Source organism: Desulfatitalea alkaliphila (genome assembly GCF_022968795.1).
GTDB classification, from domain to species: Bacteria; Desulfobacterota; Desulfobacteria; order Desulfobacterales; family Desulfosarcinaceae; genus Desulfatitalea; species Desulfatitalea alkaliphila.
In genome coordinates, this window is the sequence record NZ_JALJRB010000030.1 from 18,537 (window position 1) to 44,278 (window position 25,742).

Sequence of the window (25,742 nt, forward strand, 5' to 3'; positions counted from 1 at the left end):
TGCCCGTCTTGGCCTGATAAAATAAGGCTAAACGCGCTTTCGCCAATTTCGAATGCCCGCCGTGCAGAAACGGAAACAGTAACCCTGCATGGCACATAATCCTATCGCTTGACCGCGGCAGCCAATGTTGCTATGCCATTTTTAACTGAAAACATTGACAATATTGGCGATGTGGAAATGGAAACCCAACTGCGTTTCGATATTCAGGCCCAACCGGACGACACCACTTGCGGTCCGACTTGCCTGCAGGCGGTTTACAACTATTACAATGACCCCATTCCCCTGGGCCGGTTGATTCGGCAGGTCGAACAGCTCGAGGGCGGCGGCACCCTGGCGGTGTTGCTGGGATGCCATGCCCTGCAGCGCGGGTATCGGGCCAAGATTTACACCTTCAACCTGCAGGTGTTCGATCCCACGTGGTTCAAGTTGGACCGCGCCGGGATGCAGGAACGGCTGGAGCGGCAGTTGCGGGTGAAGAACAATCGCAAAATGCGCACGGCCGGCCAGGCCTACCTGACCTTTTTGCAGTTGGGCGGCACCCTGCGCTTCGAGGACTTGACCGGCGCCTTGATTCGCGGGTTGCTCAAGCGGGGTGTGCCCGTTTTGACCGGCCTTTCGGCCACTTTTTTGTATCGCACCGCGCGGGAGCTCGAGGTGGGGCGGGAGATGGTCTACGATGACATCAAGGGTGAGCCCACCGGCCATTTCGTGGTGTTGTGCGGCTACAACCGGGCCGATCGGACCGCGCTGGTGGCCGACCCTTTGCTGCCCAACCCCATCAGCGAAAGCCAGATCTATCCCGTGCGCCTCAGCCGCCTGGTGTGTGCCATCATGCTGGGCATCTGGACCTATGACGCCAATTTGTTGGTCATCACCCCCGGCAAAGGCTGATTGGCCTTGGGCGGGGGTTTTCCCGATGCCCGACAGTGAAGGGAGCAAGCGTGAGTGTTTTGGTGGTGATCGAAAATCCCGAAGAGTGCCCGCTGACCTTTACCGGGGTCGAGCCGGTGGCGGCCCGCGCTTACCTGTCGGACCACTCCTTTTCCGGACTCAAGGGCGCCAAGGTGTTCAACATCTGCCGCTCTTACCGTTACCAGAGCATCGGCTACTATGTCAGTTTGCTGGCCGAGGCGCGCAATCACAAGCCGGTGCCCAGCATCACCACCATTCAGGACATGAAGTCGGTGGGTATCATCCGCCTGGTGTCCGGCGAGCTTGACGAAACACTGCAAAAGCTTTTCTTGCCGGACGACCCACAGAAGCTGTCCATTTTCATTTACTTCGGCAAATGTCCCGACAAGCGTTTCGAGGCCCTTGGTTCGCGGCTGTTCAAGTATTTTCCCACCCCCTTTCTGCGGGCCGATTTCGGATGCTACAGCAACTGGCAGTTGACCAACGTATCCCCTCTGGCGGTCAAGGAGATCCCCGTCGCCGACCGGGAATTTGCCCAGGCGGTGGCTTCCGAATATTTTGCCGGCAAGAAACTCTACATCCCCAAGCGCTCCGTATCGCGGTACGATCTGGCGATTTTGCACGATCCTGCGGAGCAGCGCCCGCCATCGGACGCCAAGGCACTCAAACGGTTCGCCAAGGCCGCCGACACATTGGGTATCGGGACCGAGTTGATCACCCGGGAGGATTCCAACCGGCTTTCGGAGTTCGACGCCCTGTTCATACGCGAGACCACCAACGTGGACCATCATACCTATCGCATGGCCCGCAAGGCGGTGGCCGAGGGGCTGGTGGTGATCGACGACCCGGAGTCCATTCTGCGCTGCTCCAACAAGGTGTACCTGGCCGAACTGCTGGGCCGCGCCCGGATTCCGATCCCCAAGACCATCATCGTGCACACCCGCAACATGGAGCAGCTGGTGGACGAGATCGGCTATCCGTGCATCCTCAAGCAGCCCGACAGCGCTTTTTCCCAGGGCGTGGTGCGGGTCGAAAACAGGGACGACTTGGTGGAGCAGTTGCGCCTGCTGTTCAAAAAATCGGAACTGGTGATCGCCCAGGAGTATTTGCCGTCCCACTTCGACTGGCGCATCGGCATCCTCGACCGCAAGCCGCTGTTCGCGTGCAAATACTACATGGCCGGCAGCCACTGGCAGATCGTGCGCAAAGACAAGGGGGGGCGGGAGGTGTACGGCAAGGTGGAGACGTTGCCGGTGGGCAAGGCGCCGGCGGCGGTGGTCAAGACCGCCCTCAAGGCGGCCAATGCCATCGGCGATGGCCTTTACGGCGTGGACCTCAAGCAGGTGGGCAAGGGGGCCTGCGTGATCGAGGTCAACGACAATCCCAACATCGAAGCGGGCTACGAGGACGACGTGCTGCAGGACGAGCTCTATCTGCGCATCATGGAGGTGTTTCTCAAACGCATCGAAAACCGCACGGCCGGGAGCCGCATCCCTTGAGCGCTGCAGTGCTGCACCTGTTCGATGCCATCGGCATCGAGCTGGAGTACATGATCGTGGACCGCGACACGCTGGCGGTGCTGCCCGTGGCCGACCGCATCCTGGCGGCGGCGGCCGGCAAAGTCGTTTCCGAGCTGTCCATGGGGCCCCTGGCCTGGTCCAATGAGCTGGTGCTGCATGTGATCGAACTCAAGACCGAAGGTCCGGCGCCGACTTTGACGGGAATGGCGGACGCCTTCCAGGCGGATGTGCGGCGCATCGATGATCTGGCGGCGCCCCTCAACGGGCGGCTCATGCCCACGGGGTGCCATCCCTGGATGGACCCGCAGACCGAAACGGTGCTCTGGCCCCACGAATACAGCCCGGTCTACCAAGCCTACAACCGCATTTTCGGCTGCCGGGGCCACGGCTGGTCCAATCTGCAGAGCATGCACATCAATCTGCCTTTTCAGGGAGACGAGGAGTTCGCGCGGCTGCACGGCGCCATTCGCCTGCTGCTGCCGATCATGCCGGCCCTGACCGCCAGCTCCCCCATTCTGGACGGCCGACCCACAGGCTATCTGGACAACCGCATGGCGGTCTACCGCCACAACGCCGACCGTGTGCCGGCGGTGGCGGGCCACATCGTGCCGGAGCCGGTGTGCTCCGCGGCGGACTATGACCGCCAGATTTACAACCCCATGTTCGCCGCCATCGGCCCCCTGGACCCGGACGGCGTGTTGCGCCAGCCCTTTCTCAATTCCCGCGGGGCCATCGCCCGCTTCGAGCGGGGCGCCATCGAAATCCGGGTGCTGGATGTGCAGGAGTGTCCGGCGGCCGACTTGGCGGTGGCGGCATTGGTCCAGGGCGCATTGCGGGCCTTGTGCCGGGAGCGATGGGGCGCCGTGGACGACATGCAGGCCTTGTCCACCGAACATTTGGCCGACCTGCTGACGGCGGTGATTCGCCGGGCGGATGACGCGGTGATCGAGGACCGGGCCTATTTGCGCCTGCTGGGCGTCAATGACCGCGCGGCGACGGCCGGGGAGGTGTGGCGCCATTTGGCCGCCGCCTGCGTGCCCGAGTCCGCTCTGGACCCGGCTTTGGCAGGGCCTTTGCGCACAATGTTGCAGCGCGGTTGCCTGGCGCGCCGCATCTTGCACGCCCTGGGCCAAAATCCCCATCAGCGGCGGCTGGCGGAGATCTACCGCGCCCTCTGTGATTGTTTGCACCAGGGGACCATGTTTGATGGTTGAGCACCGGGTGGTGATATCCTGCGAGCACGGGGGCAATACCATTCCCAAGCCTTATCGCGCCCTGTTCGCGTCCCAAGCGGGCTTGCTCACGACCCACCGGGCATTCGATCCGGGGGCCCTGGCCTGCGCGCGCCGTCTGGCCGCCCGGTTCGACGCGCCGCTGTTTGCGGCCACCACCTCGCGACTGCTGGTGGACTTGAACCGAAGTCCGGGGCACCCCCGGCTCTTTTCGAACATCACCCGCGATTTGCCCGCGGCCGAGCGGCGACGGATCGTTGACCGCTACCACAGCCCCCATCGCAACCGGGTGCAACAGGCCGTGCAGACCGCCCACGACACCGGGGCCACGGTGGTCCACATCGCCTGCCACAGCTTTACGCCGGTGCTCGACGGCCGCGCGCGCATCATGGATGCCGGGCTGCTCTACGATCCGCGGCGGGAAGGCGAACGTCTTTTTTGCGCTGTATGGAAAAAAGCCTTGCAGGCGGCTTGTCCCGCGTGCCGGGTGCGGCGCAACGCGCCATACAAGGGGATCTCCGACGGACTGCCAACGGCCTTGCGCAGGCGGTTCCATTGCCGGTATATCGGTATCGAGCTGGAATTGAACCACCGTTCCTATTTCGAGGACAAGGCGTTTTGGCGGCGTCTGTGCGATGCCGTGAACGTCAGCTTGGCCGCCACCCTCAAGGCTCGGGCCGGGTTTTTGGAAAGTATTTGAAACGCAACACGCCGGCTCTGCCATGGCCGGCGATCATCGAGGAGGCGAACCATGACCTACCGTCTGCTGCAACAACTGGTGCAAACCCCCGGCATTTCCGGACGCGAAGAGAAGGTGCGCGCCCTGGTGGTCGATCGAATGGAACAACTCGGCGCCGCGGTGCGCACGGACCCCATGGGGAGCCTGATCGGCCACTTACCCGGTCCCGGGCCGCGGGTGGCCCTGGTGGCCCACATGGACGAAGTCGGCTTCCTGGTGAGTAAGGTCGAGCCGGCGGGTTGGGTGCGGGTCATGCCGGTGGGCGGGATCGACCCGCGGGTGTGCGGCGCCCAGAAGGTGGTGGTGCACGGCCGCCGGGATGTGCCGGGGATCGTGGGCAGCACGCCGCCGCACCTGCTCAAAAAGGGCGATGGCGCCGCGAGCAAGGAGGCACTGCCCATCGAGGAGAGCTTCATCGACCTGGGGTTGCCCGCCGCAGAGATCCAAACCTTGGTGCAGGTGGGGGACCCGGTGACCTTCGGCACCGAAGGGTGGGAGAACGAACACGCCTTTTTCGCCAAGGCCCTGGACGATCGCGTGGGGCTTTATGCCATGCTGCGCGCCGCCCGCCTGGCCGACCGGCGCGGCTGCGACCTCTATTTGATCGCCTCCACCCAGGAGGAGTATGGCCTGCGCGGCGCGGGCCCGGCTGTCTTCGGGGTGCAGCCCCACATCGTGCTGGCCTTGGAAGGCACGGTGGCCTCGGACACGCCGGGCATCAAGTTGCCGGCCAACACCATGGTCACGGCGCAGGGCAAGGGGCCGGAGATTCGCTTGTCGGACCGGGCCATGCTCTCCCATCGGCCCCTGGTGGATTTTCTGGTGCAACTGGCCCGCGAGGCGCAGATTCCCCATCAATTGATCGTGAAAAACACCGGCGCCACCGACGCGGCCATCAGCCAGGTGGCCGGCGTCGGCGTACAGGCTTGCGCCTTGTCTGTACCGACCCGCTATTTGCACGCCCCGGTGGCCATGGTGCGCAAAACGGACGTGGCCCACACCGTGGCCCTGACGTCCGCTTTCATCCAACGGGCCGGCGAGATGGCGGCAGCGGTCTGATCGGTTTATTCGTTCAGGGGTGCGAGAAATGCCGGGCCGCCCATCAGGCGGACCTGCTGTTGGATTTGGTCGGCGCGCCGGCGCACGAACTCCGACGGCGGCGCCAGGCTGTAATTGCCCGGGCTGGGCAGCACCGCCGCCAGCAAAGCCGCCTGGCGATCGTCCAGGCGGGAGGCAGGGATGCCGAAATAGCGGCGGCTGGCGGCGTGAACGCCGAAGGTGCGTGGACCGAATTGGGCGACGTTGAGGTACACTTCCAGAATGCGTTTTTTGGGCCAGCAAATTTCGATCACCACCGTCAATCCGGTTTCCAGCCCTTTGCGCAGCCAGGTGGAGGTGTGCCACAGGAAGAGGTTCTTGGCCACCTGTTGGCTGAGGGTGCTGGCGCCCCGGGGTTTGTCGCGCCAACGGTTCTCCTTGATCGCCTCCTTGATGGCTTCGAAGTCGAAGCCCCGGTGATCGAGAAAGCGCTGGTCTTCGGCCGCCACGACGGCAATGGGCATGGCCTCCGATATGTACTGCCATGCCACCCAGGTGTATTCGGGCTTGCCGCCCTTCCATTTGTGCCCCAGGATGAAGGCGCTGGTGGGCAGCGGCACCCAGCGGAAAACCAGGACCAGCAAGAAAAGGGCCGCCAAGAATCCCAGTAGACCATAGCCCGTCACCTTGAACAGTCGTCGGGCGATCCCCCTGCGGGGTTTGTCGCGCCGCCGCGGCGAACGACCGGACTGGGAAAGGACGTTGGCGGCCATCGGTTACAGCATCGCCAGGAAAATCCCCGCGGCGATGGCCGAGCCGATCACGCCGCCCACATTGGGCCCCATGGCCACCATCAGGAGGAAATTGTTGGGGTTGGCCTCCCGTCCGACGGTCTGGACCACGCGGGCCGACATGGGCACCGCCGAAACGCCGGCGGCCCCGATGAGGGGATTGACTTTGCCGCCGGTGGCCTTGTTCATGATTTTGCCCATGAGGACGCCCGAGGCGGTGCCGATACCGAAGGCGATCAAACCGAGAACGATGATCTGGATGGTTTCAAAGGTGAGAAAGTAGCCCGCGCTGCATTTGGCGCCCACCGTCAGGCCGAGGAATATGACGATGATGTTGTTCAATTCGTTCTGGGCGGCCTTGCTCAGACGGTCGGTCACGCCGCACTCGCGGAACAGGTTGCCCAGCATCAGCATGCCCAGCAAGGGCAGGGCGGTGGGCAGGAACAGCCCGGTCACCAGGATGACGACGATGGGAAACAGGATCCGTTCCCGCTTGGAGGTTTCCCGCAGTTGCTCCATGGGGATGGCGCGTTCCTCCTTGGAAGTCAGCAGCCGCATGATGGGCGGCTGGATGATGGGCACCAGGGCCATGTAGGAGTAGGCGGCCACCGAAATGGCGCCCAGCAGGTGGGGCGCTTTCTGGGAGGCGAGGTATATCGCCGTGGGTCCGTCGGCGCCGCCGATGATGCCGATGGAGGCGGATTCCGCATTGGTGAATCCCAGTGCCAGGGCACCCAAATAGGTGCCGAAGATGCCGACCTGGGCCGCTGCACCCAGCAGCAGGGTTTTGGGGTTGGAGATCAAGGGCGAAAAGTCGGTCAAGGCGCCGATGCCCAAAAAGATCAACGGCGGGTAGATGCCCAGTTCGATGCCCATGTAAAGATAGTGCAAAAGCCCGCCCGGTTGGCCGTTTTCCGGCCCCGCCATCAGCAAGGAGAGGGGAAAGTTGACCAGCAGCATGCCGAAGCTGATGGGCACCAGCAGCAGCGGTTCGTATTTTTTGGCAATGCCCAGATAGAGCAGGAACAGGGCGATCACCATCATGATCATGTTGGGACCGTTTAAATTGGCAAAGCCGGTGGCGGTCAGGAAGTATGTGAATTTTTCCATTGGAATCCGTTCCCTTTATGCGTGTTTCCAGGTGAAGCGGCCATCACCGGCCGGTGCGAGGAAGCCGGCGTCGCGAAGACGGTTGACGGTCAGATGGGGATGGGGAAAGCGGTTGGCGTCGGCCGCCTTGTAAAGTGCCTGCAAGGTGAACGGCGCATCCAACTGTTGGATCAGCGGATCCCAAAGGGTGGCAACGGCGGCGATCTCCGTCGGGCAGACAGGGGGGTGGGGTAGCAGATCGTCATCCGGTGCAACGGTGGGAGGCGCCGCGTCCGCATCCGGCGCCGTGCCGGCGGGCAGCAATGTTTTGCGCTTTTCCCACAGTTCAAGCAGGTTGTGCAGTTGAGAGATGACGATGGACAGAACGATCAGGGAAGAAAAAACGATGCTGACACCCAAAGCTGCCATTTGCCAGCCATGGGCATCGTTGATAGCTTCCAGGCCATACATGAAACGCCTCCTTGATTCGCATCGACGATCTGACGGGGCGATGGCGGTCCGATGAGCTACGGTACCATCGCATGAGGGCTAAATATGGTTCAAAGCGTTAAGGGAAGTCAATAGAAAAGGCCACCGGCCCGGCACCAGGCGCAAGCCGGGGGAGATGTGCAGGCTTGGACATCACCACTGGGCGTGCTCCGGACACCGTTGTACGCATTTTTGGGGTGCGCACCCTGCACAAAAGCATCGGTCCGTGATGCACCATCCGAATAGTTGCGCACGCGAAAATTCTGTGTTAATCCTTTTTCGTCGCATGGGTACGACAATGTCGAACACTTCAGTTTGTCGATACCGGCAATCAAATCATGGATGGCGAACAAGCGCAACGGGACGATTCCGATATGGCCGCCTCTTCATCCGCAAAGCATGGCGCCGATACCGCACGGGCCGGCCTCTACACGGCCGTTTTGCCGCTGGGGCTGTTGATCGGGTTGGTATACTGTTGGCCCGCCGTGGCCGTGGGAGAAGTGCTGCGCCTATCGTGGCCCTGGATACCCGCCATAGATCTGCATCTGCAATTTCGAATCGATGGACTGGCATTGTTGTTCGGATTGATTGTCAGCGGTGCCGGTGTGATGGTCACCCTTTACTCGGCCGGCTACATGGCCGGACATCCCCGAACGGGCCGCTATTTTTTCTTTCTGCACGGCTTCATGCTCTCCATGATGGGTATCGTAACGGCGGACAATCTGCTGCTGCTCTTCGTTTTTTGGGAAGGCACCACCGTCTTTTCCTACCTGTTGATCGGTTTCGACAACGAATCGAGCACGGCGCGGGACAACGCCCGGCAAGCCCTGCTGGTCACCGGGGCCGGGGGGCTGGCACTGCTCATCGGTATCCTGTTGCTGAAAACGGCCGGGGGCAGCTACACCATCAGCCAGTGGATGGCCGACGATAACGGCATTCGGGCCCACGGGCTGTATCCCTTCATCCTGGTCATGGTATTGCTGGGCGCATTCACCAAGTCCGCCCAGTTTCCGTTCCATTTCTGGCTGCCCAACGCCATGAGTGCGCCCACTCCCATCAGCGCCTTTCTGCATGCGGCCACCATGGTCAAAGCGGGCATCTACCTGTTGATGCGCTTCCACCCATTGCTCGGCGGAACCACCGCCTGGATGTGCACCCTGGTGATCGTGGGGGGCATCACGGCGGTCTGGAGCGCTTTGCAAGCTTTCGGCCCCCTGGATATGAAACGGGTGCTGGCCTTCACCACCACCATGGCCCTGGGGATGATGACCATGTTTCTCGGCGGCCGGACGGCGCCGGTGCTCACGGCGGCGGCCACTTTTTTGTTGGTGCACGCCCTCTACAAGGCCGCCCTCTTTCTGGCGGTGGGCATCATCGATCATGAGGCCGGCACGCGGCGGCTGGACCGCCTGGGCGGTCTGGGGCGCGCCATGCCGCTGACCGCCCTGGCCGTGGCGGCGGCGGCCTTTTCCATGGCCGGTTTTCCGCTTTTTTTCGGCTTCATCGGCAAGGAGATCATGTACAAGGCCGCTCTGGCCGAGGATATGTTTCCCCTATTCGCCACCGTGGCGGCGGTGCTGGCCAATGCGCTGATGGTCGCCGTGGCCGCCGTGGTGCTGCTCAAACCCTTTGCCGGTCGGCGGCCCGCGGCGTTGCCGGCGGTCCACGATCCCCCCTGGACCATGTGGCTGGGACCGGTGGCCCTAGGGCTGCCGACCATCGTCTTCGGCATCTTCCCCGAGTGGGTCTCCGGCCAACTCATCGAGCAGGCCGTATGGGCCTTCCACCCGGCCCGTGAAGAGGTGGTGCTCAAACTGTGGCACGGTTTCAACATACCTTTGCTGCTCAGCGCGGTAACCCTTTCCCTTGGGGCCGTCATCTTCGGGTTGCGGCATCCCTTGGGGCGTCTGATGACCGGTATCGAGGCGCGGTTGCCGCTGAGCGCCGGCGGCACTTATGACACCGGGCTGCAACTCTTTCTCAAAAGTGCCAAGGCGACCACCAACAAATTGCAGAACGGTTCCCTGCATTTTTACCTGACCATCGTTTTGCTGGTATTGGTGGCGGCGGTCGCCTGGCCCTGGATGCAGCGGGGGGTGTTGACCATTGCATGGCCCGATCCGGCGGACCACTTCTCCGCCTTGGGGGTGGTGGTCGTGATCGCCCTGGGCACCGCCGTGGTGCTGGTCGCCAAGAACCGGCTGATGGCCATCGGCGGATTGGGCGCCGTGGGCGCCGGGGTGGCCCTGGTGTTCCTGATGTTCGGGGCACCGGACATCGCTCTGACCCAATTGTTGATCGAAACCTTGACCTTGATCATCGTCTCTTTGGTGCTGTTGCGGCTGCCGCCGCTGGAAGCGGCCAAGAAGCGGCGCACCTATCGGCGCGTGATGGACGGCGCTCTCGCCCTGGGGGCCGGTTGGGTGATGACCTCCTTGCTGCTGGGCGTGCTGCAGCATCCCCTGGATCGTTCCCTGACCGCCTTTTTCGCCGGACAGAGTTACCTGGCGGCCCACGGCCGCAACATCGTCAACGTCATCCTGGTGGATTTCCGTGCCCTGGACACCTTCGGTGAGATCACCGTGGTGGTGCTGGCCGCCTGGGCCGGTGTTTCCCTGATTCGCAAAACCAAGGAGCCCTCCTGATGCGGTCCGTCATTCTCCAAACCGCCACCCGCCTGATGGTGGGCCTGATCATGATCTTCGCTTTCTACCTGCTGCTGCGCGGGCACCACGAGCCGGGGGGGGGATTCGCCGCCGCCCTGGTGGCCGGCACCGGTTTCGCCCTGTTCGCCATTGCCGAGGGGCCGGCCAAGGTGCGGGCCGCCGTTCGGCTGCGGCCCACCCTCATCGGCATGCCCGGTCTGGCCATCGCCGCACTGTCCGGCATGCCGGCCGTGTTGGCGGGCAAGCCCTATTTGACCGGCATCTGGTGGCGCTTGGGCGACGCCGGGGGCGGTGCGCTGACCATCGGCACCCCCCTGTTTTTCGACATCGGTGTGTTTCTGGCCGTGCTGGGAGCCATTCTGTCCATCATCCTGGGGCTGGAGGAGCACTGATATGGAAGGGGTATTGGCCCTCCTGGTCGGCCTGGTTTTCGCCGCAAGCATCTACTTGATGCTCTCGGGTGTCCTGGTCAAGTTCGTCTTCGGCTTCGCCTTGGCCAGCAATGCCGTCAATCTGCTGATCTTTACCGCCGGACGCCTGGAACACGACCGCCCCCCCTTGATTCCCGTCGGGGCCGAGACGCCGGTCGGGCCGACGGCCAACGCGCTGCCCCAGGCCTTGATCCTGACCGCCATCGTGATCGGTTTCGCCATGCTCACCTTTTTGATGGTTTTGCTTTACCGTACCTATGCCGAAACCGATACCCTGGATGCCGACGATCCCCGACTGATGGACGAAACGCCCGCCGATGATGATGACCATGGGGACGGTTCTGTGCCCCAAGAGGGGGGGCGGTCATGAGCATGCTCCTGGTGTGGCCCATCTTGCTGCCCATGCTCACCGCCATTGCCACGGTACTGTGCCGGGCCAAAGTGGACACGGCCCACTGGATGACCCTGGTCGGCGCCGCCCTTCACCTGGCCGCCGCCGTGGCGTTGCTGGCGGCGGTGCATGAGGGGCGGATTCTGGCGGTTCAGATGGGCGGTTGGCCGGCACCCTTCGGCATCACCTTGGTGGCCGACGCCTTCAGCGCGGTGATGGTGCTGATCACCGCCGTGATCCACAGCGCGGTGATGGTTTACTCGCGGCGGGACATCGATCCGGACCAGGTGCGGGCCGGCTACTACGTGTTCATGCAGATTCTGGCGGCGGCGGTTTGCGGCGCCTTTCTTACCGGCGATCTGTTCAACCTGTATGTCTGGTTCGAAGTGATGCTGATGGCCTCCTTCGGCCTACTGGTCATGGGGCGTCGTCGTGCCCAGCTCACCGGCGGGATCAAGTATGTGACCCTCAATCTGGTCTCCACTTTGCTCTTCCTGGCGGTCATCGGATTGATTTACGGCATGACCGGCACGCTGAACATGGCCGATCTGCACGGCAAGATCGCCCTGGTGCCGCACCCGCCCCTGGTCACGGCGGCGGCCATGCTGCTGATGGTGGCCTTCGGCATCAAGGCGGCCTTGTTTCCGCTCTTCTTCTGGTTGCCGGCGGCCTATCCCACCCTGCCCGCCGCCGTGGCTGCCTTCTTCTCCGGGTTATTGAGCAAGGTGGGGGTGTACGCCATGATCCGCATGTTCACCCTGGTGTTCACCGCGGATGCCGGCGTGACCCACCACACCATCCTGTTCACCGTGGCGGGGTTCACCATGGTCTTCGGCGTGATCAGTGCCGCGGCCCAGATGGAGATGCGCCGGATCCTCTCGTTCCACATCGTCAGTCAGATCGGCTACATGGTGCTGGGGCTCTCCTTGATGACCCCCCTGGCCCTGACCGGGGCCATCATCTATTTGCTGCACAACATCCTGGCCAAGTCCAACCTCTTCCTGGCCGGCGGCCTGGTGCGGCAGGCCGCCGGCTCGTTTCACCTGGACCGGGTGGGCGGCATCTACAACAACTACGGCCTGTTGAGCATCGGCTTTCTCGTTTCGGCCCTGGCCCTGGCCGGCATGCCGCCCTTGTCGGGTTTCTGGGCCAAGCTGCTGGTGATCCAGGCCACCCTGGAGAGCCGCCACTACGCCATGGCTTTGGTGGCGGCCGCAGTGGGGCTGCTGACCCTCTTTTCCATGATCAAGATATGGGCCGAGGTGTTCTGGAAGCCGGCGCCCCCCCCGGCCGATGCGCACCAGGCGCCGGAAGGCCGACGCAAACTTTCCGCCTGGATGCTGGCCCCCATGCTGGCCCTGGCGGGCATCACCCTGGTAATGGGCCTGGCCATGGAACCGGTGATCCGTTTCGCCGAAATCGCCGCCGGTCAACTGCTCGATCCGCGGGCTTATGTGACGGCGGTGCTGGAAGGCATGCCATGAACCTGTTCGTCCTCAACATCGCCTTTGCGGCCCTCTTCGTCACCTTGCTGGAAGGTGGCGGATTGCCCACTTTTCTGTTCGGGTTTGCCTTGGGTTACGCCGTGCTCTGGCTCACCAAGCCGCTCTATCCCAAGACCCGCTACTTTCAGAAGTTTCCCAAGACCATCAATCTCACGCTTTTCTTTCTCAAAGAGTTGGCCGTTTCGAACCTGAAAGTGTTGTGGGACGTGATTACACCCAAACACATCAACCGGCCCGGCATCATCGGCGTGCCCTTGGCGGCGCGCAGCGACCTGGAGATCTTTCTGGTGGCCAATCTGCTTTCCCTCACGCCGGGCACCCTCAGCGTCGACCTGTCCGAGGACCGGCGCACCCTGTATGTGCATGTCATGTTCCTGGAAGATGTGGAGGAGACCCGGCGGCAGATCAAGTCGGGGCTCGAACGGCGCGTACTGGAGGTGACACGATAATGATTGCAGCGGATCAATTCTTGACCATCGCCATTCATGGCGCCCTGCTGGTGCTGCTGATCAGCATGGCCCTGGTGCTGTGGCGGCTGTTCCGCGGCCCCAGCGCCGCCGACCGCGTGGTCGCCATGGACCTGCTTACCGTGCTGGTGCTGGCCTTCGTGGTGGCCTTTGCTATCTACACCCGCGAAACCACCTATCTGGATGTGGCCATCGCCTACGCCTGCATCGCCTTCTTGGGCACCATCGCCCTGGCGCGCTTTCTGCTGCGGGCCTATCACCGGATGTGGTGTTACGAACAGGAGGGCAAGCTGGATGAGTGAATACATCGCCGGTATTCTGATATGGGTGGGCAGCGGTTTCTGTTTCGTGGCCGCCCTGGGCATCGTACGCCTGCCCGACACCCTCACCCGCATGCATGCCGCCACCAAGGCGGGCACCCTGGGCGCCGGCCTGCTGATCATCGGCGGGGCCGTTTTTTTCCAGGAGCTGCTGGTCACCTTGAGGGCCCTGACCATCATCGCCCTGGTGGTGCTCACCGCTCCGGTGGCGGCCCATCTCATCGGCCGGGCTTCTTATGAGAGCGGGGTGCCCCTGTCCGATCGCACCTGGATCGACGAACTGGAGGCCTACGAAAACGAAAAGCGTGCCAGCGAGCAGTATTGTCAGCCGGGGGAGTGGTAGGCGACGTTCTGGCCCTTTGGTGCGTTGCCCTGCCGCCGCCGCCCCAAGTAACGGCAGGCCGGCGGTCAGTTCATAGATGGTACCAGGATTGTCGCGTCCAGCCGCAGTCCTTCGGCCAGGGCCACGCTCAGCGCGTTTTTGCGGAGCCACCGCAGGTAACAGCGTTGAAATGCGGGATTCGTAAAACCGATGGTCTCGCCCATCCAGCTCAGTTCCTGTTGAATGCGCCAATACAGTTGCACGGGGCACGCTCCTTTTCACGACCGTTCTCTATTTTTCACCGGCGAGGGTGCCGCCCGTATTCAAAACAAGAAAACCCGGATCGAAGTGCTTCGATCCGGGTCGGCCCTGTTTGCCACGGATGTTGGATGGGGCGGGGCGGTCTCCTCGCTGCCATTGCCCTTGCGCCAGGCAGGTCTTCTGACTTTCGGATCATCCGCGCGGCCGCGCCTTCCCGGCAGGTCGTTCACCAGTGGCATATGTCGGCCGCCGTCCCCGATTACAGCGGCGGGCCCGTCCCCGATTCCCACGGGGTTCCCTGTTCGGCTCCTTGCGGAGCACCTGGGCGCTGACCGTCACTTTAGTCCAATGCCGAAGAAAGTCAAGGGGCCATCGTCGCTCCGAAAATCAAACGGATGTGTTTGTCTTTTCTGTTTGCAAATGTGTGCTCGCGCGGTAAAAAGTGTCCACCTGGCGACGAGGGAGGCATCATGGCACAGCATCCGGCAGATCCAATGCATTACGAACTGGCGCGCATCCGCACGGAGGCGGCCACCGGGTATTTCGACGCCCGGCCGGAGGCGCCGCTCTCCTTTGCGCAAGCCCTGTCCTGGTGCCGATCTCATCCCAACGACCAGTTCATGCGCAAGCATTTGCTGCGCATGGTGGCCGAATGGTCGCCCGACGAGATGCAGGATCACATTCGGCGCGCCGACCGGGAGGATCTGTTCCTGCAGGCCCTGCTGCTGGAGGCGTGTATTGTCTTGCAGCCCTTTTTTCCTTTGCAACGGCGTTTTTCAGACAAACAACAGTCACGGTTGGCCGCCTTTGCGCCCTCGATTTACATCAAGGCCCACCGGCTGCGGGACCACCGCCTGCACCGCCGCTGGATCAAGCTGTTGCGCCCCAATTTCCTGCGGCATGACCCATTGCCGGCCCCTGAACCCATTGATTTGGCGGCGCCGGTTGCAGCGCAGGCCGTGGATCGGGCCATGGCCGCCCCCGAACCTTTGGACCGGCTGGCCGAGCGGCTCGCGCCGCCGGACGGGCCGGTGGCACCGGCGGGGCCCGATGCCGCCGCCATGGCCGCCGAGGCGCTGGCGCGGTTGACCCGCGCCGGGATCGATGTGGGGCCTGAGATGCGTCACGAAGCATCCCTGAGTCCCATCGCCCTTTTGCGCGAATGGCAATTGAATTTCGGCGTGGCCTGCGGCCGACACCACTATCGCCTCACAGGTCGCCAGATCGCCTTCGGCCGGGGATTGTCCTTGGAGAACGCACGGGTGGCCTGCGTCATGGAGATCGTGGAGCGGGTGTCGGCCTACGCCGACATCGCCGACAACGCGGCCCGGGGGTACGCACAGGACCTGCCCCTGGTGCGGGCCCGGTTTTCTGAATTGCAGCAGGAAGGTTTTGCTGCCCTGGATCCCGACCGGTTGGGATTGGAGGCGCCCTACCGGGACGAACCGCTGTACTGGGTGGAAGGTCGCAGCGCCGCCGCAGCCGGCGCCCAGCCTGTGCGGGTGCCGGCCCAAGCCGTGTTCTTGTTCAGCAATCTGGACGAGACGGCCCTCTTTTCCGGGCTGGGGTCTACCGGCTTGGGCGCCGGCGCCACCCCGGCCCAGGCCCGCTGCCAGGCGCTGCTGGAGGTGATCGAGCGGGATTGCGCCGCCACGATGCCCTGTGTCCCGGCTCTCTGTTTCGATATCGAACCGGACGATCCCGCCGTCGCACGCCTGATGCAGCACTATGCGGCACGGGGCATCCGGGTGGGGTTTGTCGACCTGACCGGCCCCTTGGGAGTGCCGTGCTGTAAAAGCTACGTCGTGGCGGCGGACGGCACGTTGGCCATCGGCACGGGCGCCCATCTGGATGCCCGACGGGCCCTGCTTTCGGCCCTCACCGAAACCACTTATCCGTTTCCCAACGGGCCGCCTTCGCGACCGCCGTCGCCGGCGGCGGTCAGGGTACCCCTGTCCGCCTTGCCCGATTACGACCGCGGCGATCCGGAGCGGAACCTGCACATGCTGGAAAACCTGCTGCTGGCCAACGGGTTCGAACCGATCTATGTGGATTTGACCCGTGCGGACCTGGGACTGCCCGTGGTGCGCGCCATCGTGCCGGGCATGGAGTTGCTGGGCGATTTCGATCGCTTTTCCCGGGTCCACCCCCGCCTTTACGGTCACTACCGTAAATATGCCCCGGGTCCTGAAGCGAAATAAAGGCTTTCCCTTTTGCGGCATAGGTGATAGAAACCCATTCTTTTTGGCAACAGATAGGCTCTATGCGTTCGGGACGGGTCGGCTGTTGGCCACAACAGATGCAGTGCCTGCGAAGGGCTGCAACCGACAAAACGTGCCACGGCACGCAGGAGCGTATCCATGACCCAGCCATTTGCCGCTTTGGGTCTGCATCCCGTATTGGTGCAGACCGTCGCCGAGAAGGGGTATGATGCCCCGACCCCCATCCAGGCAAACATTATTCCCGCCATGCTCGAAGGCCGCGATGTGATCGGCCAATCCCGGACCGGATCCGGCAAGACGGCCGGTTTCGCACTGCCCATGCTGCACGCCCTGGTGCCGGGACAGCGTCATGTGCAGTACCTCGTATTGGCCCCCACGCGTGAACTGGCCATTCAGGTGGCCGCGGCCATCTCGCAATACGGCCGCGGTGTGGGGGTGCGCGTGCTGGCCGTCTATGGCGGCCAACCCTACAGCGAGCAGATAAAACCCTTGAAGAGGGGGGTCGATGTGGTGGTGGGCACCCCCGGTCGCCTGCTCGACCTGATGGCCCGCAAGGCGTTGGACCTTGGGCGAGTGGCCGGTGTCGTCGTGGACGAGGCCGACGAAATGCTCAGCATGGGCTTCATCGGGGACATCGAAGCCATTCTGCAAGCCACGCCGGCCGATCGCCGCACCGCTCTGTTTTCGGCCACCATGCCGGCGCCCATCCGCGCCCTGGCCCAGCGTTACCTGCGCGATCCACTGGTTTTTTCCATGGGCAAGGAGAAACTGACCGTGGCCACGGTCGAGCAACGTTACTACCTGGTCAACGAGAACGACCGTCTGGCGGCCCTGACGCGGCTTTTCGAAGTGGAACCCATCGTCAGCGCCCTGGTGTTCGCCCGCACCCGCCTGGGTACCGGTGAGTTGGTCAACGCGCTGGTCGGTCGCGGTTTTACGGCCGAAGTGCTCAACGGCGATCTGAACCAGGAGGCGCGGGAGCGGGTGCTGCAACGCTTCCGCAACAACCGGATCAAGGTCCTGGTGGCCACCGACGTGGCCGCAAGGGGGTTGGACATCGATCATGTCAGCCATGTGTTCAACTACGACCTGCCCCAGGACCCCGAAGTGTATGTGCACCGCATCGGCCGCACCGGACGGGCCGGTAAAACGGGTGTGGCCATCAGCCTGCTGACCCCCAAGGAGCGCTGGTTCCTGCGTAAGGTGGAGTCTTTCACCAAACAAAAAATGACCCCCGCCGAGCTGCCCACGCCGGAGGCGATCCAAATCCGGCGCGACGAACAGCTGGTCGAGCAGATGGGCATCTGGCTGCGTCGCGGAAGGTGCCGGCGGGAAAGGGAATTGGTGACCACCCTCATGGAGCAGGGTCACGATCTTGCTGAAATCGCCGCCGCTGCGCTCAAGCTGGTGCGCGCCGAGGAGGGCAACCGTCCCATTGCGCCCATCGGCGAACTGCTCGAGGAACGCCCCCGGGCCGCCCGGCCGGCCCCCCGCCGCGGCGAATGGACCAAAGGCCCGTCGCCGACCGCCGACCGCCGATCCCATGAAAACGGCATGGTGCGTCTGGCCCTGAACACCGGCAAATCCCATGGTCTGAGCGTGGGCCACATCGTGGGCAGCCTGGCCCACCATGCCGATATTCCGGGCGCGTGCATCGGCAGGATCCGCATCGAAGATCGAACCACCTACGTGGATGTTCCCGAAAAAGTGGTGGCCCGGGTGTTGGGGATGAAGGCGCCTTACCGCATCGGGCGCCAGCAGGTCACGGTCGCCCTGGCTTGATTGCGTTGATCTCGGAGTGCCTGAAACAGTGCGTCAGGTGGTCATTGACCACCCCGGCCGCCTGCAAGAAGGCATAACAGATCGTAGTGCCCACGAATGAAAACCCTTTGGCCTTCAATGCCTTGCTCACACGGTCGGAAAGGGGCGTGGCGGCCGGCACCTGATCGGCGCGCGCCCAGTGGTTGCGGATAACCCGGCCCTCGGTGAAATCCCAAATAAAGTCGTCGAAGGATCCCCTCTCCGCTTGCACGCTTAGAAAGGCGCGCGCATTGCGCACCGCTGATTGCACCTTGAGCCGGTTGCGAATGATGGCCGGATTTTCGAGGGCCGCGGCCAACTCCCGGTCCGACATGCGCGCGACCCGCCGCGGATCGAAACCGTGAAACACCTTGCGAAATGCCTCCCGTTTGTGCAGCACCGTTTTCCAGGAGAGCCCGGCCTGGAAGGCGTCCAGCAGTAAAAATTCGAACCACTTGCGGTCATCGTGCAGCGGCACGCCCCATTCGTCGTCATGATAGCGCAGCATTAACGCATCGCTGCCCGGCCATGTGCAACGCGGTTTGTCGGCATTGTGAAGCGGGTGCATGGCTTGCGGATCCTCCAGGTGAAAACAGAGACCGGACCACGCCGATCAGGGACGGTCGCATGATCCATGATGCCGGAGCCATATGGATGGGCCCCGACCCAGGTGCTGGTCAAGCTTAATGGCGTCTGCACGGCTGTATCCGTCGGGTCGTTCGATACTGCTAACCATGGAAAGGAACACTGTGTTAGAATTATTGTAATGGGGAACCGGTGTCAATGGTCGATCAATACCCGTCCGGGTGCATCCATCCGCGGTCGCGTTCCACCTTCAATCGACTTCGTTCCAATCGGCCCATGGATGGCGCCCCAAACCTGATGGCGTGCGGTCTATGGCAGCGAATTGGACCAAGGAGAACATCCGGCAAATGGCGTCCCGCTGGCTGGGGGATTCCAGCGCCTCTCTTGATATGGAGATCCACACCGACACCACGGACTTTTTCCGTGTGGAATATGGTGATGTGGTGGTCCTCAGGGACACGCCCTACCTGGTGCGGCAGAATGCCAAGGAAGAGCGGTTCGGGGTGGACGAGGACGTGAAATATTGGGTCAAGCGCGCCATTGACCTGCACAGCGGGGATGCCAAAATCATAAAACTCGCCTTTCATGAAAAATTTACATCCCGTATTGGCGACATTGCGTTCGAATGTTTTCGCAGCCCGCGTAAAGAGGCGCGGATACTGGACTTGGTAGCCGGCCACGGAAACTTCATGCAGGGGTTTGCGGTTGAAGATGAAAAAGGCAACGTCGTGCGCGTTTTGGATTTGATCCACGGTCGACCGCTGTCCAAATATATCGAAGGCCTGAATGTGGGGCACCGCACCTATTTCACGGAACAGTTTCCGGGGATCCTGGAGCAATTCATGGCATGCATCAGGGCCATCGCGTTTCTGCACGAACATGGCGAAAAGCATGGCGATATCAGACGCGATCATATCTTTATCGACCGCGAGGACCACCGCTACCGCTGGATCGATTTCGACTTCAACTTCCGCCACCGGGAAAACATTTATGCCTACGACCTGTTCGGCTTGGGAAACATTCTGTTGTTCCTTGCCGGCAAAGGGGATGTATTGCTGCATGACCTGCGCGATCAGCAAAGCTCGCTTCTCGATGTCCTGCAGGAGGAAGATTTAAATATCGTATTTCATAATCGGGTGGCCAATTTAAAGAAGATATACTCTTATATTCCGGAATCGCTGAACCGGGTGTGCATGCATTTTGCCAAAGGTGCCAACTGGTATTATGAAAGCGCCACCCAACTGCACCACGATTTGGAAGTATTCAAGAATGAGTGGCAGACCTGACCCGTGGAGGGACTTATGAACGATGACGCGGCAAACACTGGAAATGGCGAAAAAGTATTCAACCGCAACATTCTGATCGCCGTGGATGAATCAGCGAACGCCCGCAGGGCGGTTGCCTACGTGGGACAGCTCCTGGGCGGGCTGGCGGGTTTCAATGTGATGCTTTTGCATGTGGTGCCGGAACCGGAGGAGGATTTTTTCCCCTCCACCGAGGAAAAAGAAAAATGGTTGGCGCACTACAGTGAAAAAGTGGATGGCATGTTGGCGGACTATCGTCAACTGCTGATTGAAAAGGGATTTGCGCCGGATGCCGTATCGGTCCGTTCCACGCTGCGCTACTGTCCTTCCATGGCCGCTTGTATTCTGTCGGAGCGGGATGAGACCGGGTACAGCACCATCGTCGTCGGCAGGCAGGGGCTTTCGCGCAGCGAGGAGTTCCTGTTCGGCAGCATTTCGAGCAAAATCGTCAGCCACGCACGCAAATGCACGATATGGGTCGTGGAATAGAAAAAAAAGGTTGTGCCATTGAATTGAATAGCGTTCATGCCCGCCTTCTTTCTTCCAAACCAAAGGGGTGATGCAATGACCATTCGCAATCTCGAGTTCATGTTCAACCCCTCCGCCGTCGCCTTGGTGGGCGCGAGCCGAAAGCCCGGCTCCGTCGGTGCCGTCATGGCCCGGAATCTGGTGAGCGCCGGCTTCAAAGGAGATATCTTCCCGGTCAATGCGAAGTACAAGACCATCGAAGGGCTGCCCGCCTATCCCGATGTGAACCGCTTGCCCAAAACGCCCGACCTGGCCGTTATCGCCACGCCGCCGGACACGGTGCCGCGCCTGATCGAAACACTGGGTCGGCGGGGTACCCGGGCGGCGGTGGTCATCACGGCCGGTTTCCACGAAGGCGGCAGCGAGAAAGGGCAGTGGTTGTGCACGCAGATGCTCAACGCGGCCCGCCCCCACCTGCTGCGCATCGTGGGGCCCAACTGCCTGGGCATCATGGTGCCCGGCGTGGGCCTCAATGCGAGTTTCGGCCATGTGCCGCCTCTTCAAGGCAGCATCGCGTTCGTCGCCCAGTCGGGGGCGGTTCAAACCTCGGTGCTCGACTGGGCCACGTCCAAGGGCATCGGGTTTTCCCATTTCGTCTCCGTGGGCAACATGTCCGATGTGGATTTCGGCGACATGCTCGATTACCTGGCCGCCGACAAAAGCGCCAAAGCGATTCTGCTCTACATCGAGAACATTACCCATGCACGCAAGTTCATGTCCGCGGCCCGCGCGGCGGCCCGCATGAAACCGGTGATCGTGGTCAAGGCCGGACGGCACGCCGAGGGCGCCCGCGCCGCCGCTTCCCACACCGGTGCCCTGGCCGGCGCCGACGACGTTTACAACGCCGCCTTCGAGCGCGCCGGGCTGTTGCGGGTGATGGACATGCAAGCCCTCTTCGATGCCGTGGAGACCTTGGCCAAGTCGCGCCCGTTCGCCGGTGATTGTCTGGCCATCCTGACCAATGGCGGCGGGATGGGGGTGCTGGCCACCGACGTCCTGATGGACAAACAGGGCCGTTTGGCCGATTTGGCCCCTGAGACCATCGACCGGCTCGATGGGGTGCTCCCGCGCACCTGGTCCCGCAACAATCCGGTGGACATCATCGGCGATGCCCCACCGGATCGTTATGCCGATGCATTGCGCATCCTGCTCACGGACAAGGGGGTGGATGCCGTCCTGGTGTTGAATTGTCCCACGGCCGTGGCCTCCAGCACCGAAGCCGCCCGGGCGATGATCGATACGCTCAAGGAAAACAGCGCAAAGATCGGCGCGCGGGGCATCTTCACCAGCTGGCTGGGCATCGATTCGGCGCGGGAGGCCCGCAGGATCTTTGCCGAAAACCGGATTCCGAGCTATCAGACACCGACGGAAGCCATTCGCGGGTTTATGCAGATGGTGCGCTACCGCCGCAGTCAGGCGATGCTGATGGAAACACCGCCCGGCATCCCGGAGGTTTTCGAGCCGGCAACCGAAGAAGCGCGCGAGATCGTTCATGCGGCGCTGACCGAAGACCGTACTTGGCTGACCGAAATGGAAACAACGGCGGTCCTGGCCGCATACCGCATTCCAGTGGTCGATACCCATGCCGTGGCGACACCTGAAGCGGCCGCCGCGCTGGCCGCACGGCTGGGCGCACCATTGGTTCTGAAAATCCGATCACCCGATATCATCCACAAGTCGGATGCGGGCGGGGTGGCAGTGAACCTGATCTCGCCGGCAGCGGTGCAAGCCGCGGCGTTGCGTATGCAGCAACACATTCGCGAAATCCGTCCCGATGCGACCTTGTCCGGCTTTGCGGTGCAGCCCATGGTGCATCGCCCCAACGCCCGGGAATTGATTGTGGGCGCCAGTGAAGACGTCCAGTTCGGGCCGGTGATTCTTTTCGGTCAGGGTGGTACGGCCGTTGAGATCATCCGTGACAAGGCCATTGCCCTGCCACCGCTGAACATGCACCTTGCGCATGAGGTCATGCGCCGCACGCGCGTCTACGGATTGCTGCACGGCTACCGCGGCAAACCGGCCGCCGATTTGGACAGCATCGCGCTGACCCTCGTCAAAGTGTCGCAACTGGTCAGCGATATCGCCGAGATCGCCGAGCTGGACATCAATCCCTTGTTGGCCGATGAGCGGGGGGTGTTGGCACTGGACGTGCGCATCAAGGTCGCCCGATCACGACTGACCGCTGAAAAGCGTTTGGCCATCGGTCCTTACCCTAAGGTGCTGGAATCGACGCTGACCCTCGGCGACGGCCAAAAGCTATTGATCCGGCCCATTCGGCCGGAGGACGAACCGGCGTTGCAGGACCTTTTTTCCAAGCTCTCCATGGATGAAATCCGGCTGCGATTTTTACATGCCATGAAGATATTGTCCCACCAGATGGCGGCCCGCTTGACCCAGATCGACTATGATCGTGAAATGGCCCTGGTGCTGTGCCCGCCGGGCGCAGAAACGGCAGCGGAGCTGTTCGGCGTGGTGCGCCTGGCCGCCGATCCGGACAACGAGCGTGCGGAATTCGCCATTCTTCTGCGCCGGGACATGACCGGCATGGGCTTGGGCCCCATGCTCATGCGCCGCATCATCGATTACGCCAGGCAAAAGGGGATCCGGGAGCTCCAGGGGGATGTGCTTTCCGATAACCGGGCCATGCTGAAACTTTGCGAGGCCTTCGGTTTTAAAAGAAGACGCGACCCGCAGGATCCCGAGATTGTGATGGTCACATTGGCCCTTTGACCCTTGCGCTTAAGCATAAAGCCCAAGTCGGGACTTGCCCCATTTGAAATAGCGTCAGGTGTTCACCTTCGACGTCAAATAGGCGATGCAACCTTTCAGTGTGGCAAGGTGGGGGTAGTCTTCTTCGGGTATGTTCACCTGCAGCGTGGTTTGCAGCGCCGCGGCGAGGTTCATGAAATCGACGGAGTCGAAATCGAACTGATTGCGAAACCGGTCCGCAGGATCGATGTTTGCGAGATCGGCTTCCGGCGCGATGGTGCGGATGATGTCCAGGATGGTTTTGCTGATCTGTTCTCGGGTCGCCATTGGCATTCTCCGGGTTCGGGCTTGCCGGTTCAGGGATGAATGCCGTTTTGTTGCGGCCCGCAACGCCGGTGCATCCGTCCCGCCCCATGTGTGAATTTTCACGGCAGCAGGGCGATCTGTCAATGAAAATAAATGCGGTTATGCACAACGCCCAAGCAAAATGAGAAGCGGGCGAAAGCAGCATCGGGATCGAAATCGATTTGGAAGGGTATGGGTTGTTTTTACCGCCGGAAAAGGAGGTCCACCACATTGCGCACATATTGCTCGTCGGAGATCCCGGCCAGCGCCTCGGCGGGGAAGGCTGCTTTGCGCCGGAACAGGTCAGCCATGAGGGCGAACAGATCCACGCGTGCTTCAGGGGTCAGCAGGTCACGGCGCAGCAGGGCCTGCAAGGCCGTATCGGCCTCCACCGGTGCCACCTGTTGGCGCAGGCGGGCGGCCAGGTGGGGATAGGCCCGCAGGGAGTTGTGGCGGTTGCGGTCCAGGACGGCATCGATGCGCGGCGCGGCCAGGCGACGGGTCCGCACCACCACGGTGTTGGCCGCCAGATCGCCCAACCGCTGGGCATGGCGACTGATCAGGCAGGCCAGGCCGCCCACGATGTAGAACAAGGGCAGGCTGTCCACGGCCCGCAGCAGATTGCGGATGACGATCTGGCTGAAGCGCAGTGGCAGGGCCCGCATATCCATGACGCGCAGGTGAAACAGCCGCTTGCCGAGGGTTTGACCGTTCCAGAACCACTCCAGGACGATGCCGTAGCCGATGTAGCAGATGAAATAGAACAAAATGGAGAAGGCCCGCGAGAGGTCCTGACTAAACACCCCCAGCAGGGCGGCGCCCATCTGGATGATTTTGGCCGCGGCCAGCAGGCAGACGGCATCCAGCAGCCAGGCCATGCAACGCACGATGGGCCCGGCCAGGGGCAGGGAGAAGAAGACCCCCTCGGGGGTGCGGATGGTCAGCAGATGGGAAGTGGTGGCGGTTGGCTGGATCATCCGTTTCCTTTCTCACCCCCCATGGGCAGCAGGAGGCCTTTGTTCGTCCCATCCGCGGTTGCGCGCTGCATCCCCTTGCCCTGTCGCGCTGGGGCGATTTTGCGGCCACCCCGCCCTGCATAGCGCAGAAACAGCACCAGCAGCAGCAGTTCCGCCGCGCCGAAGGCGATTTTGATTTCATAGGCGATGATGGGGGCGTGGTACTGGGAGAAAAAGGCTTCCACCACCCCGGCCCATACCAGCATCAGGGCCACGCCGCCGATGAGGGTGACCACGTCGGGACCCACGGTGCGCAACCGGTCGGCCATGGGTTTGTTCGAGGCGACGCCGATGAGGGCCCCTGCCAGCAGCAGCCCGGCCTGGCCGGCCAACAGGATGGCAGGGATCTCCACTACGCCATGGGGCAGCAGCCAGCCGGCCAGGAACAGGCTCTCGCCGGCGCGCACGTAGTCGGCCGCCACGGCACCCAGCATGACGCCGTTGCTGAAAAGCACAAGGACCGTGCCGATTCCCCAGGTCATGCCCAGGGCGAGCACCAGGATGGAGACCCGGGTGTTGTGGGTCATGAGAAAAGCCGAAAAAGTGCTTTTGCTTCCTTCAAGCCGGTCGTGTTCTCCGGCGTCCTCTTCTTGGGCCACGCGTTCGGAGGGATCCATCAGCAGGTGGGGAAAGGGCATCAGGATCGCCTTGGCCTCCGGGTCGAAGAGGATGGCCGCGCCCCCGAAGAGGCTGCCCAGCAGCATGACGCTCAGGCTCAGGGCAAAGGCGGCCCGCCGTCGGCGGAAAGCGTTGGGAAAGATGCGCCATAACCAGCGCAAGGGTGCGAAGCGCACCGGTTTTTGCCGGGCGCCGTAGACCAGTCCGTAGGCGCGGCCCACCAGGGATTCCAGATAGTCGTGGGTAGCCTGTTCGGTGGCGTAGGTGTCGATCTTGGCCAGATCGGCCGAGGCCCGCTGGTAGAGGTAGTGGAGCCGCTGGATGTCATCGAAGGACATGCGCCGGTAGGGGTCGCGCTCCTGGCGCGCCAGCACTTGTTCCAATTCTTCCCAGAAGGGCTGCTCGCCGCGGATGAATTTTTGCAGATCGATGATCATGGGCG

Annotated in this window: 25 protein-coding genes and 1 riboswitch; of the genes, 17 read left to right on the top strand and 8 right to left on the bottom strand. The window is 62.5% G+C overall.

What is annotated here, in order from left to right:
- The first annotated feature begins 177 nt into the window (after positions 1–177).
- Genes MRX98_RS18865 through MRX98_RS18885 form a run of 5 tightly spaced genes read left to right on the top strand, consistent with a single transcriptional unit; the run spans position 178 to position 5,462 of the window.
- On the top strand, positions 178–891 hold the full coding sequence (locus MRX98_RS18865) for a C39 family peptidase (RefSeq protein WP_246913746.1): 714 nt from the start codon (positions 178–180) through the stop codon (positions 889–891).
- A 50-nt stretch (positions 892–941) separates the two neighbouring features.
- Positions 942–2,411 (top strand): RimK family protein, encoded by a 1,470-nt coding sequence (locus MRX98_RS18870; protein WP_246913748.1) that lies wholly within the window; start codon positions 942–944, stop codon positions 2,409–2,411.
- Positions 2,408–3,646 carry a carboxylate-amine ligase gene (locus MRX98_RS18875; protein WP_246913750.1) on the top strand — a complete coding sequence of 413 codons (1,239 nt, stop codon included), beginning with the start codon at positions 2,408–2,410 and terminating at the stop codon, positions 3,644–3,646. Before MRX98_RS18870 ends, MRX98_RS18875 begins: the two co-directional genes overlap by 4 nt.
- On the top strand, positions 3,639–4,364 hold the full coding sequence (locus tag MRX98_RS18880; RefSeq protein WP_246913758.1) for an N-formylglutamate amidohydrolase: 726 nt from the start codon (positions 3,639–3,641) through the stop codon (positions 4,362–4,364). The genes MRX98_RS18875 and MRX98_RS18880 overlap by 8 nt, the downstream gene beginning before the upstream one ends.
- A gap of 51 nt (positions 4,365–4,415) precedes the next feature.
- Entirely contained in the window at positions 4,416–5,462 is a 1,047-nt protein-coding gene (locus MRX98_RS18885; protein WP_246913760.1) for a M42 family metallopeptidase, read from the top strand.
- Between the two features lie 5 nt (positions 5,463–5,467).
- Here MRX98_RS18885 and mtgA read toward each other — a convergent pair whose 3' ends face one another.
- From mtgA to MRX98_RS18900, 3 genes are read right to left on the bottom strand one after another with little or no spacing between them, the layout of a single operon-like run.
- A complete protein-coding gene (gene mtgA, locus MRX98_RS18890) occupies positions 5,468–6,214 on the bottom strand; it encodes a monofunctional biosynthetic peptidoglycan transglycosylase (RefSeq protein ID WP_246913762.1) in 747 nt (248 codons plus the stop codon).
- Positions 6,215–6,217: 3 nt separating this feature from the next.
- Entirely contained in the window at positions 6,218–7,342 is a 1,125-nt protein-coding gene (locus MRX98_RS18895) for a sodium ion-translocating decarboxylase subunit beta (RefSeq protein ID WP_246913764.1), read from the bottom strand.
- Between the two features lie 15 nt (positions 7,343–7,357).
- A complete protein-coding gene (locus tag MRX98_RS18900; protein WP_246913766.1) occupies positions 7,358–7,792 on the bottom strand; it encodes an OadG family protein in 435 nt (144 codons plus the stop codon).
- Between the two features lie 356 nt (positions 7,793–8,148).
- Here MRX98_RS18900 and mbhE point away from each other — a divergent pair, with 356 nt between their 5' ends.
- Genes mbhE through mnhG form a run of 7 tightly spaced genes read left to right on the top strand, consistent with a single transcriptional unit; the run spans position 8,149 to position 13,933 of the window.
- On the top strand, positions 8,149–10,455 hold the full coding sequence (gene mbhE, locus MRX98_RS18905) for a hydrogen gas-evolving membrane-bound hydrogenase subunit E (protein ID WP_246913768.1): 2,307 nt from the start codon (positions 8,149–8,151) through the stop codon (positions 10,453–10,455).
- Positions 10,455–10,868 (top strand): MnhB domain-containing protein, encoded by a 414-nt coding sequence (locus MRX98_RS18910; protein ID WP_246913776.1) that lies wholly within the window; start codon positions 10,455–10,457, stop codon positions 10,866–10,868. Before mbhE ends, MRX98_RS18910 begins: the two co-directional genes overlap by 1 nt.
- A 1-nt stretch (position 10,869) precedes the next feature.
- A complete protein-coding gene (locus MRX98_RS18915) occupies positions 10,870–11,277 on the top strand; it encodes a Na+/H+ antiporter subunit C (RefSeq protein WP_246913778.1) in 408 nt (135 codons plus the stop codon).
- Positions 11,274–12,782 (top strand): proton-conducting transporter transmembrane domain-containing protein, encoded by a 1,509-nt coding sequence (locus MRX98_RS18920; RefSeq protein WP_246913780.1) that lies wholly within the window; start codon positions 11,274–11,276, stop codon positions 12,780–12,782. The genes MRX98_RS18915 and MRX98_RS18920 overlap by 4 nt, the downstream gene beginning before the upstream one ends.
- Positions 12,779–13,252, top strand: coding sequence for a Na+/H+ antiporter subunit E (locus tag MRX98_RS18925; RefSeq protein ID WP_246913782.1), 474 nt, complete (start codon positions 12,779–12,781; stop codon positions 13,250–13,252). Before MRX98_RS18920 ends, MRX98_RS18925 begins: the two co-directional genes overlap by 4 nt.
- Complete coding sequence (locus MRX98_RS18930; RefSeq protein ID WP_246913784.1) at positions 13,252–13,572, top strand: MrpF/PhaF family protein; 321 nt, start codon at positions 13,252–13,254, stop codon at positions 13,570–13,572. The genes MRX98_RS18925 and MRX98_RS18930 overlap by 1 nt, the downstream gene beginning before the upstream one ends.
- The gene (mnhG, locus tag MRX98_RS18935) at positions 13,565–13,933 is read left to right on the top strand and encodes a monovalent cation/H(+) antiporter subunit G (RefSeq protein WP_246913786.1); all 369 of its coding nucleotides are present in this window, start codon (positions 13,565–13,567) and stop codon (positions 13,931–13,933) included. The genes MRX98_RS18930 and mnhG overlap by 8 nt, the downstream gene beginning before the upstream one ends.
- A 65-nt stretch (positions 13,934–13,998) precedes the next feature.
- Here mnhG and MRX98_RS18940 read toward each other — a convergent pair whose 3' ends face one another.
- Positions 13,999–14,175 carry a hypothetical protein gene (locus MRX98_RS18940; protein WP_246913789.1) on the bottom strand — a complete coding sequence of 59 codons (177 nt, stop codon included), beginning with the start codon at positions 14,173–14,175 and terminating at the stop codon, positions 13,999–14,001.
- A 151-nt stretch (positions 14,176–14,326) separates the two neighbouring features.
- A riboswitch (cobalamin riboswitch) is annotated at positions 14,327–14,513 on the bottom strand.
- A gap of 130 nt (positions 14,514–14,643) precedes the next feature.
- On the opposite strand from MRX98_RS18940, the gene MRX98_RS18945 reads away from it, so the two are divergent.
- Positions 14,644–16,374, top strand: a complete 1,731-nt coding sequence (locus tag MRX98_RS18945; RefSeq protein WP_246913790.1) for a YcaO-like family protein — start codon at positions 14,644–14,646, stop codon at positions 16,372–16,374.
- A 159-nt stretch (positions 16,375–16,533) separates the two neighbouring features.
- Positions 16,534–18,177, top strand: a complete 1,644-nt coding sequence (locus MRX98_RS18950) for a DEAD/DEAH box helicase (protein ID WP_246913792.1) — start codon at positions 16,534–16,536, stop codon at positions 18,175–18,177.
- On the opposite strand, the gene MRX98_RS18955 is transcribed toward MRX98_RS18950, so the two are convergent.
- Positions 18,158–18,763 (bottom strand): DNA-3-methyladenine glycosylase I, encoded by a 606-nt coding sequence (locus MRX98_RS18955; RefSeq protein ID WP_246913794.1) that lies wholly within the window; start codon positions 18,761–18,763, stop codon positions 18,158–18,160. The genes MRX98_RS18950 and MRX98_RS18955 overlap by 20 nt on opposite strands.
- A 520-nt stretch (positions 18,764–19,283) precedes the next feature.
- On the opposite strand from MRX98_RS18955, the gene MRX98_RS18960 reads away from it, so the two are divergent.
- The 3 genes from MRX98_RS18960 (at position 19,284) to MRX98_RS18970 (ending at position 23,342) form a co-directional block, all read left to right on the top strand.
- Positions 19,284–20,066, top strand: a complete 783-nt coding sequence (locus MRX98_RS18960; protein ID WP_246913796.1) for a serine/threonine-protein kinase — start codon at positions 19,284–19,286, stop codon at positions 20,064–20,066.
- Between the two features lie 15 nt (positions 20,067–20,081).
- Positions 20,082–20,573 (top strand): universal stress protein, encoded by a 492-nt coding sequence (locus MRX98_RS18965; RefSeq protein ID WP_246913798.1) that lies wholly within the window; start codon positions 20,082–20,084, stop codon positions 20,571–20,573.
- Positions 20,574–20,648: 75 nt separating this feature from the next.
- On the top strand, positions 20,649–23,342 hold the full coding sequence (locus MRX98_RS18970; protein WP_246913800.1) for a bifunctional acetate--CoA ligase family protein/GNAT family N-acetyltransferase: 2,694 nt from the start codon (positions 20,649–20,651) through the stop codon (positions 23,340–23,342).
- Between the two features lie 54 nt (positions 23,343–23,396).
- On the opposite strand, the gene MRX98_RS18975 is transcribed toward MRX98_RS18970, so the two are convergent.
- The 3 genes from MRX98_RS18975 to MRX98_RS18985 all read right to left on the bottom strand — a co-directional run bounded on the left by MRX98_RS18975 (position 23,397) and on the right by MRX98_RS18985 (position 25,737).
- The gene (locus MRX98_RS18975) at positions 23,397–23,648 is read right to left on the bottom strand and encodes an acyl carrier protein (RefSeq protein WP_246913802.1); all 252 of its coding nucleotides are present in this window, start codon (positions 23,646–23,648) and stop codon (positions 23,397–23,399) included.
- A 221-nt stretch (positions 23,649–23,869) separates the two neighbouring features.
- Positions 23,870–24,643, bottom strand: coding sequence for an RDD family protein (locus tag MRX98_RS18980; protein WP_246913806.1), 774 nt, complete (start codon positions 24,641–24,643; stop codon positions 23,870–23,872).
- Positions 24,640–25,737, bottom strand: a complete 1,098-nt coding sequence (locus MRX98_RS18985; RefSeq protein WP_246913808.1) for a stage II sporulation protein M — start codon at positions 25,735–25,737, stop codon at positions 24,640–24,642. Before MRX98_RS18985 ends, MRX98_RS18980 begins: the two co-directional genes overlap by 4 nt.
- Positions 25,738–25,742 lie beyond the last annotated feature (5 nt).

Coding starts and splice junctions, on each gene's coding strand:
- MRX98_RS18930 (WP_246913784.1), top strand. CDS start 13,252: ATGATTGCAGCGGATCAATTCTTGACCATCGCCATTCATGGCGCCCTG.
- MRX98_RS18975 (WP_246913802.1), bottom strand. CDS start 23,648: ATGGCGACCCGAGAACAGATCAGCAAAACCATCCTGGACATCATCCGC.
- mbhE (WP_246913768.1), top strand. CDS start 8,149: ATGGATGGCGAACAAGCGCAACGGGACGATTCCGATATGGCCGCCTCT.
- mnhG (WP_246913786.1), top strand. CDS start 13,565: ATGAGTGAATACATCGCCGGTATTCTGATATGGGTGGGCAGCGGTTTC.
- MRX98_RS18980 (WP_246913806.1), bottom strand. CDS start 24,643: ATGATCCAGCCAACCGCCACCACTTCCCATCTGCTGACCATCCGCACC.
- MRX98_RS18985 (WP_246913808.1), bottom strand. CDS start 25,737: ATGATCATCGATCTGCAAAAATTCATCCGCGGCGAGCAGCCCTTCTGG.
- MRX98_RS18880 (WP_246913758.1), top strand. CDS start 3,639: ATGGTTGAGCACCGGGTGGTGATATCCTGCGAGCACGGGGGCAATACC.
- MRX98_RS18925 (WP_246913782.1), top strand. CDS start 12,779: ATGAACCTGTTCGTCCTCAACATCGCCTTTGCGGCCCTCTTCGTCACC.
- MRX98_RS18970 (WP_246913800.1), top strand. CDS start 20,649: ATGACCATTCGCAATCTCGAGTTCATGTTCAACCCCTCCGCCGTCGCC.
- MRX98_RS18910 (WP_246913776.1), top strand. CDS start 10,455: ATGCGGTCCGTCATTCTCCAAACCGCCACCCGCCTGATGGTGGGCCTG.
- MRX98_RS18965 (WP_246913798.1), top strand. CDS start 20,082: ATGAACGATGACGCGGCAAACACTGGAAATGGCGAAAAAGTATTCAAC.
- MRX98_RS18865 (WP_246913746.1), top strand. CDS start 178: ATGGAAACCCAACTGCGTTTCGATATTCAGGCCCAACCGGACGACACC.
- MRX98_RS18915 (WP_246913778.1), top strand. CDS start 10,870: ATGGAAGGGGTATTGGCCCTCCTGGTCGGCCTGGTTTTCGCCGCAAGC.
- mtgA (WP_246913762.1), bottom strand. CDS start 6,214: ATGGCCGCCAACGTCCTTTCCCAGTCCGGTCGTTCGCCGCGGCGGCGC.
- MRX98_RS18945 (WP_246913790.1), top strand. CDS start 14,644: ATGGCACAGCATCCGGCAGATCCAATGCATTACGAACTGGCGCGCATC.
- MRX98_RS18895 (WP_246913764.1), bottom strand. CDS start 7,342: ATGGAAAAATTCACATACTTCCTGACCGCCACCGGCTTTGCCAATTTA.
- MRX98_RS18920 (WP_246913780.1), top strand. CDS start 11,274: ATGAGCATGCTCCTGGTGTGGCCCATCTTGCTGCCCATGCTCACCGCC.
- MRX98_RS18885 (WP_246913760.1), top strand. CDS start 4,416: ATGACCTACCGTCTGCTGCAACAACTGGTGCAAACCCCCGGCATTTCC.
- MRX98_RS18950 (WP_246913792.1), top strand. CDS start 16,534: ATGACCCAGCCATTTGCCGCTTTGGGTCTGCATCCCGTATTGGTGCAG.
- MRX98_RS18955 (WP_246913794.1), bottom strand. CDS start 18,763: ATGCACCCGCTTCACAATGCCGACAAACCGCGTTGCACATGGCCGGGC.
- MRX98_RS18900 (WP_246913766.1), bottom strand. CDS start 7,792: ATGTATGGCCTGGAAGCTATCAACGATGCCCATGGCTGGCAAATGGCA.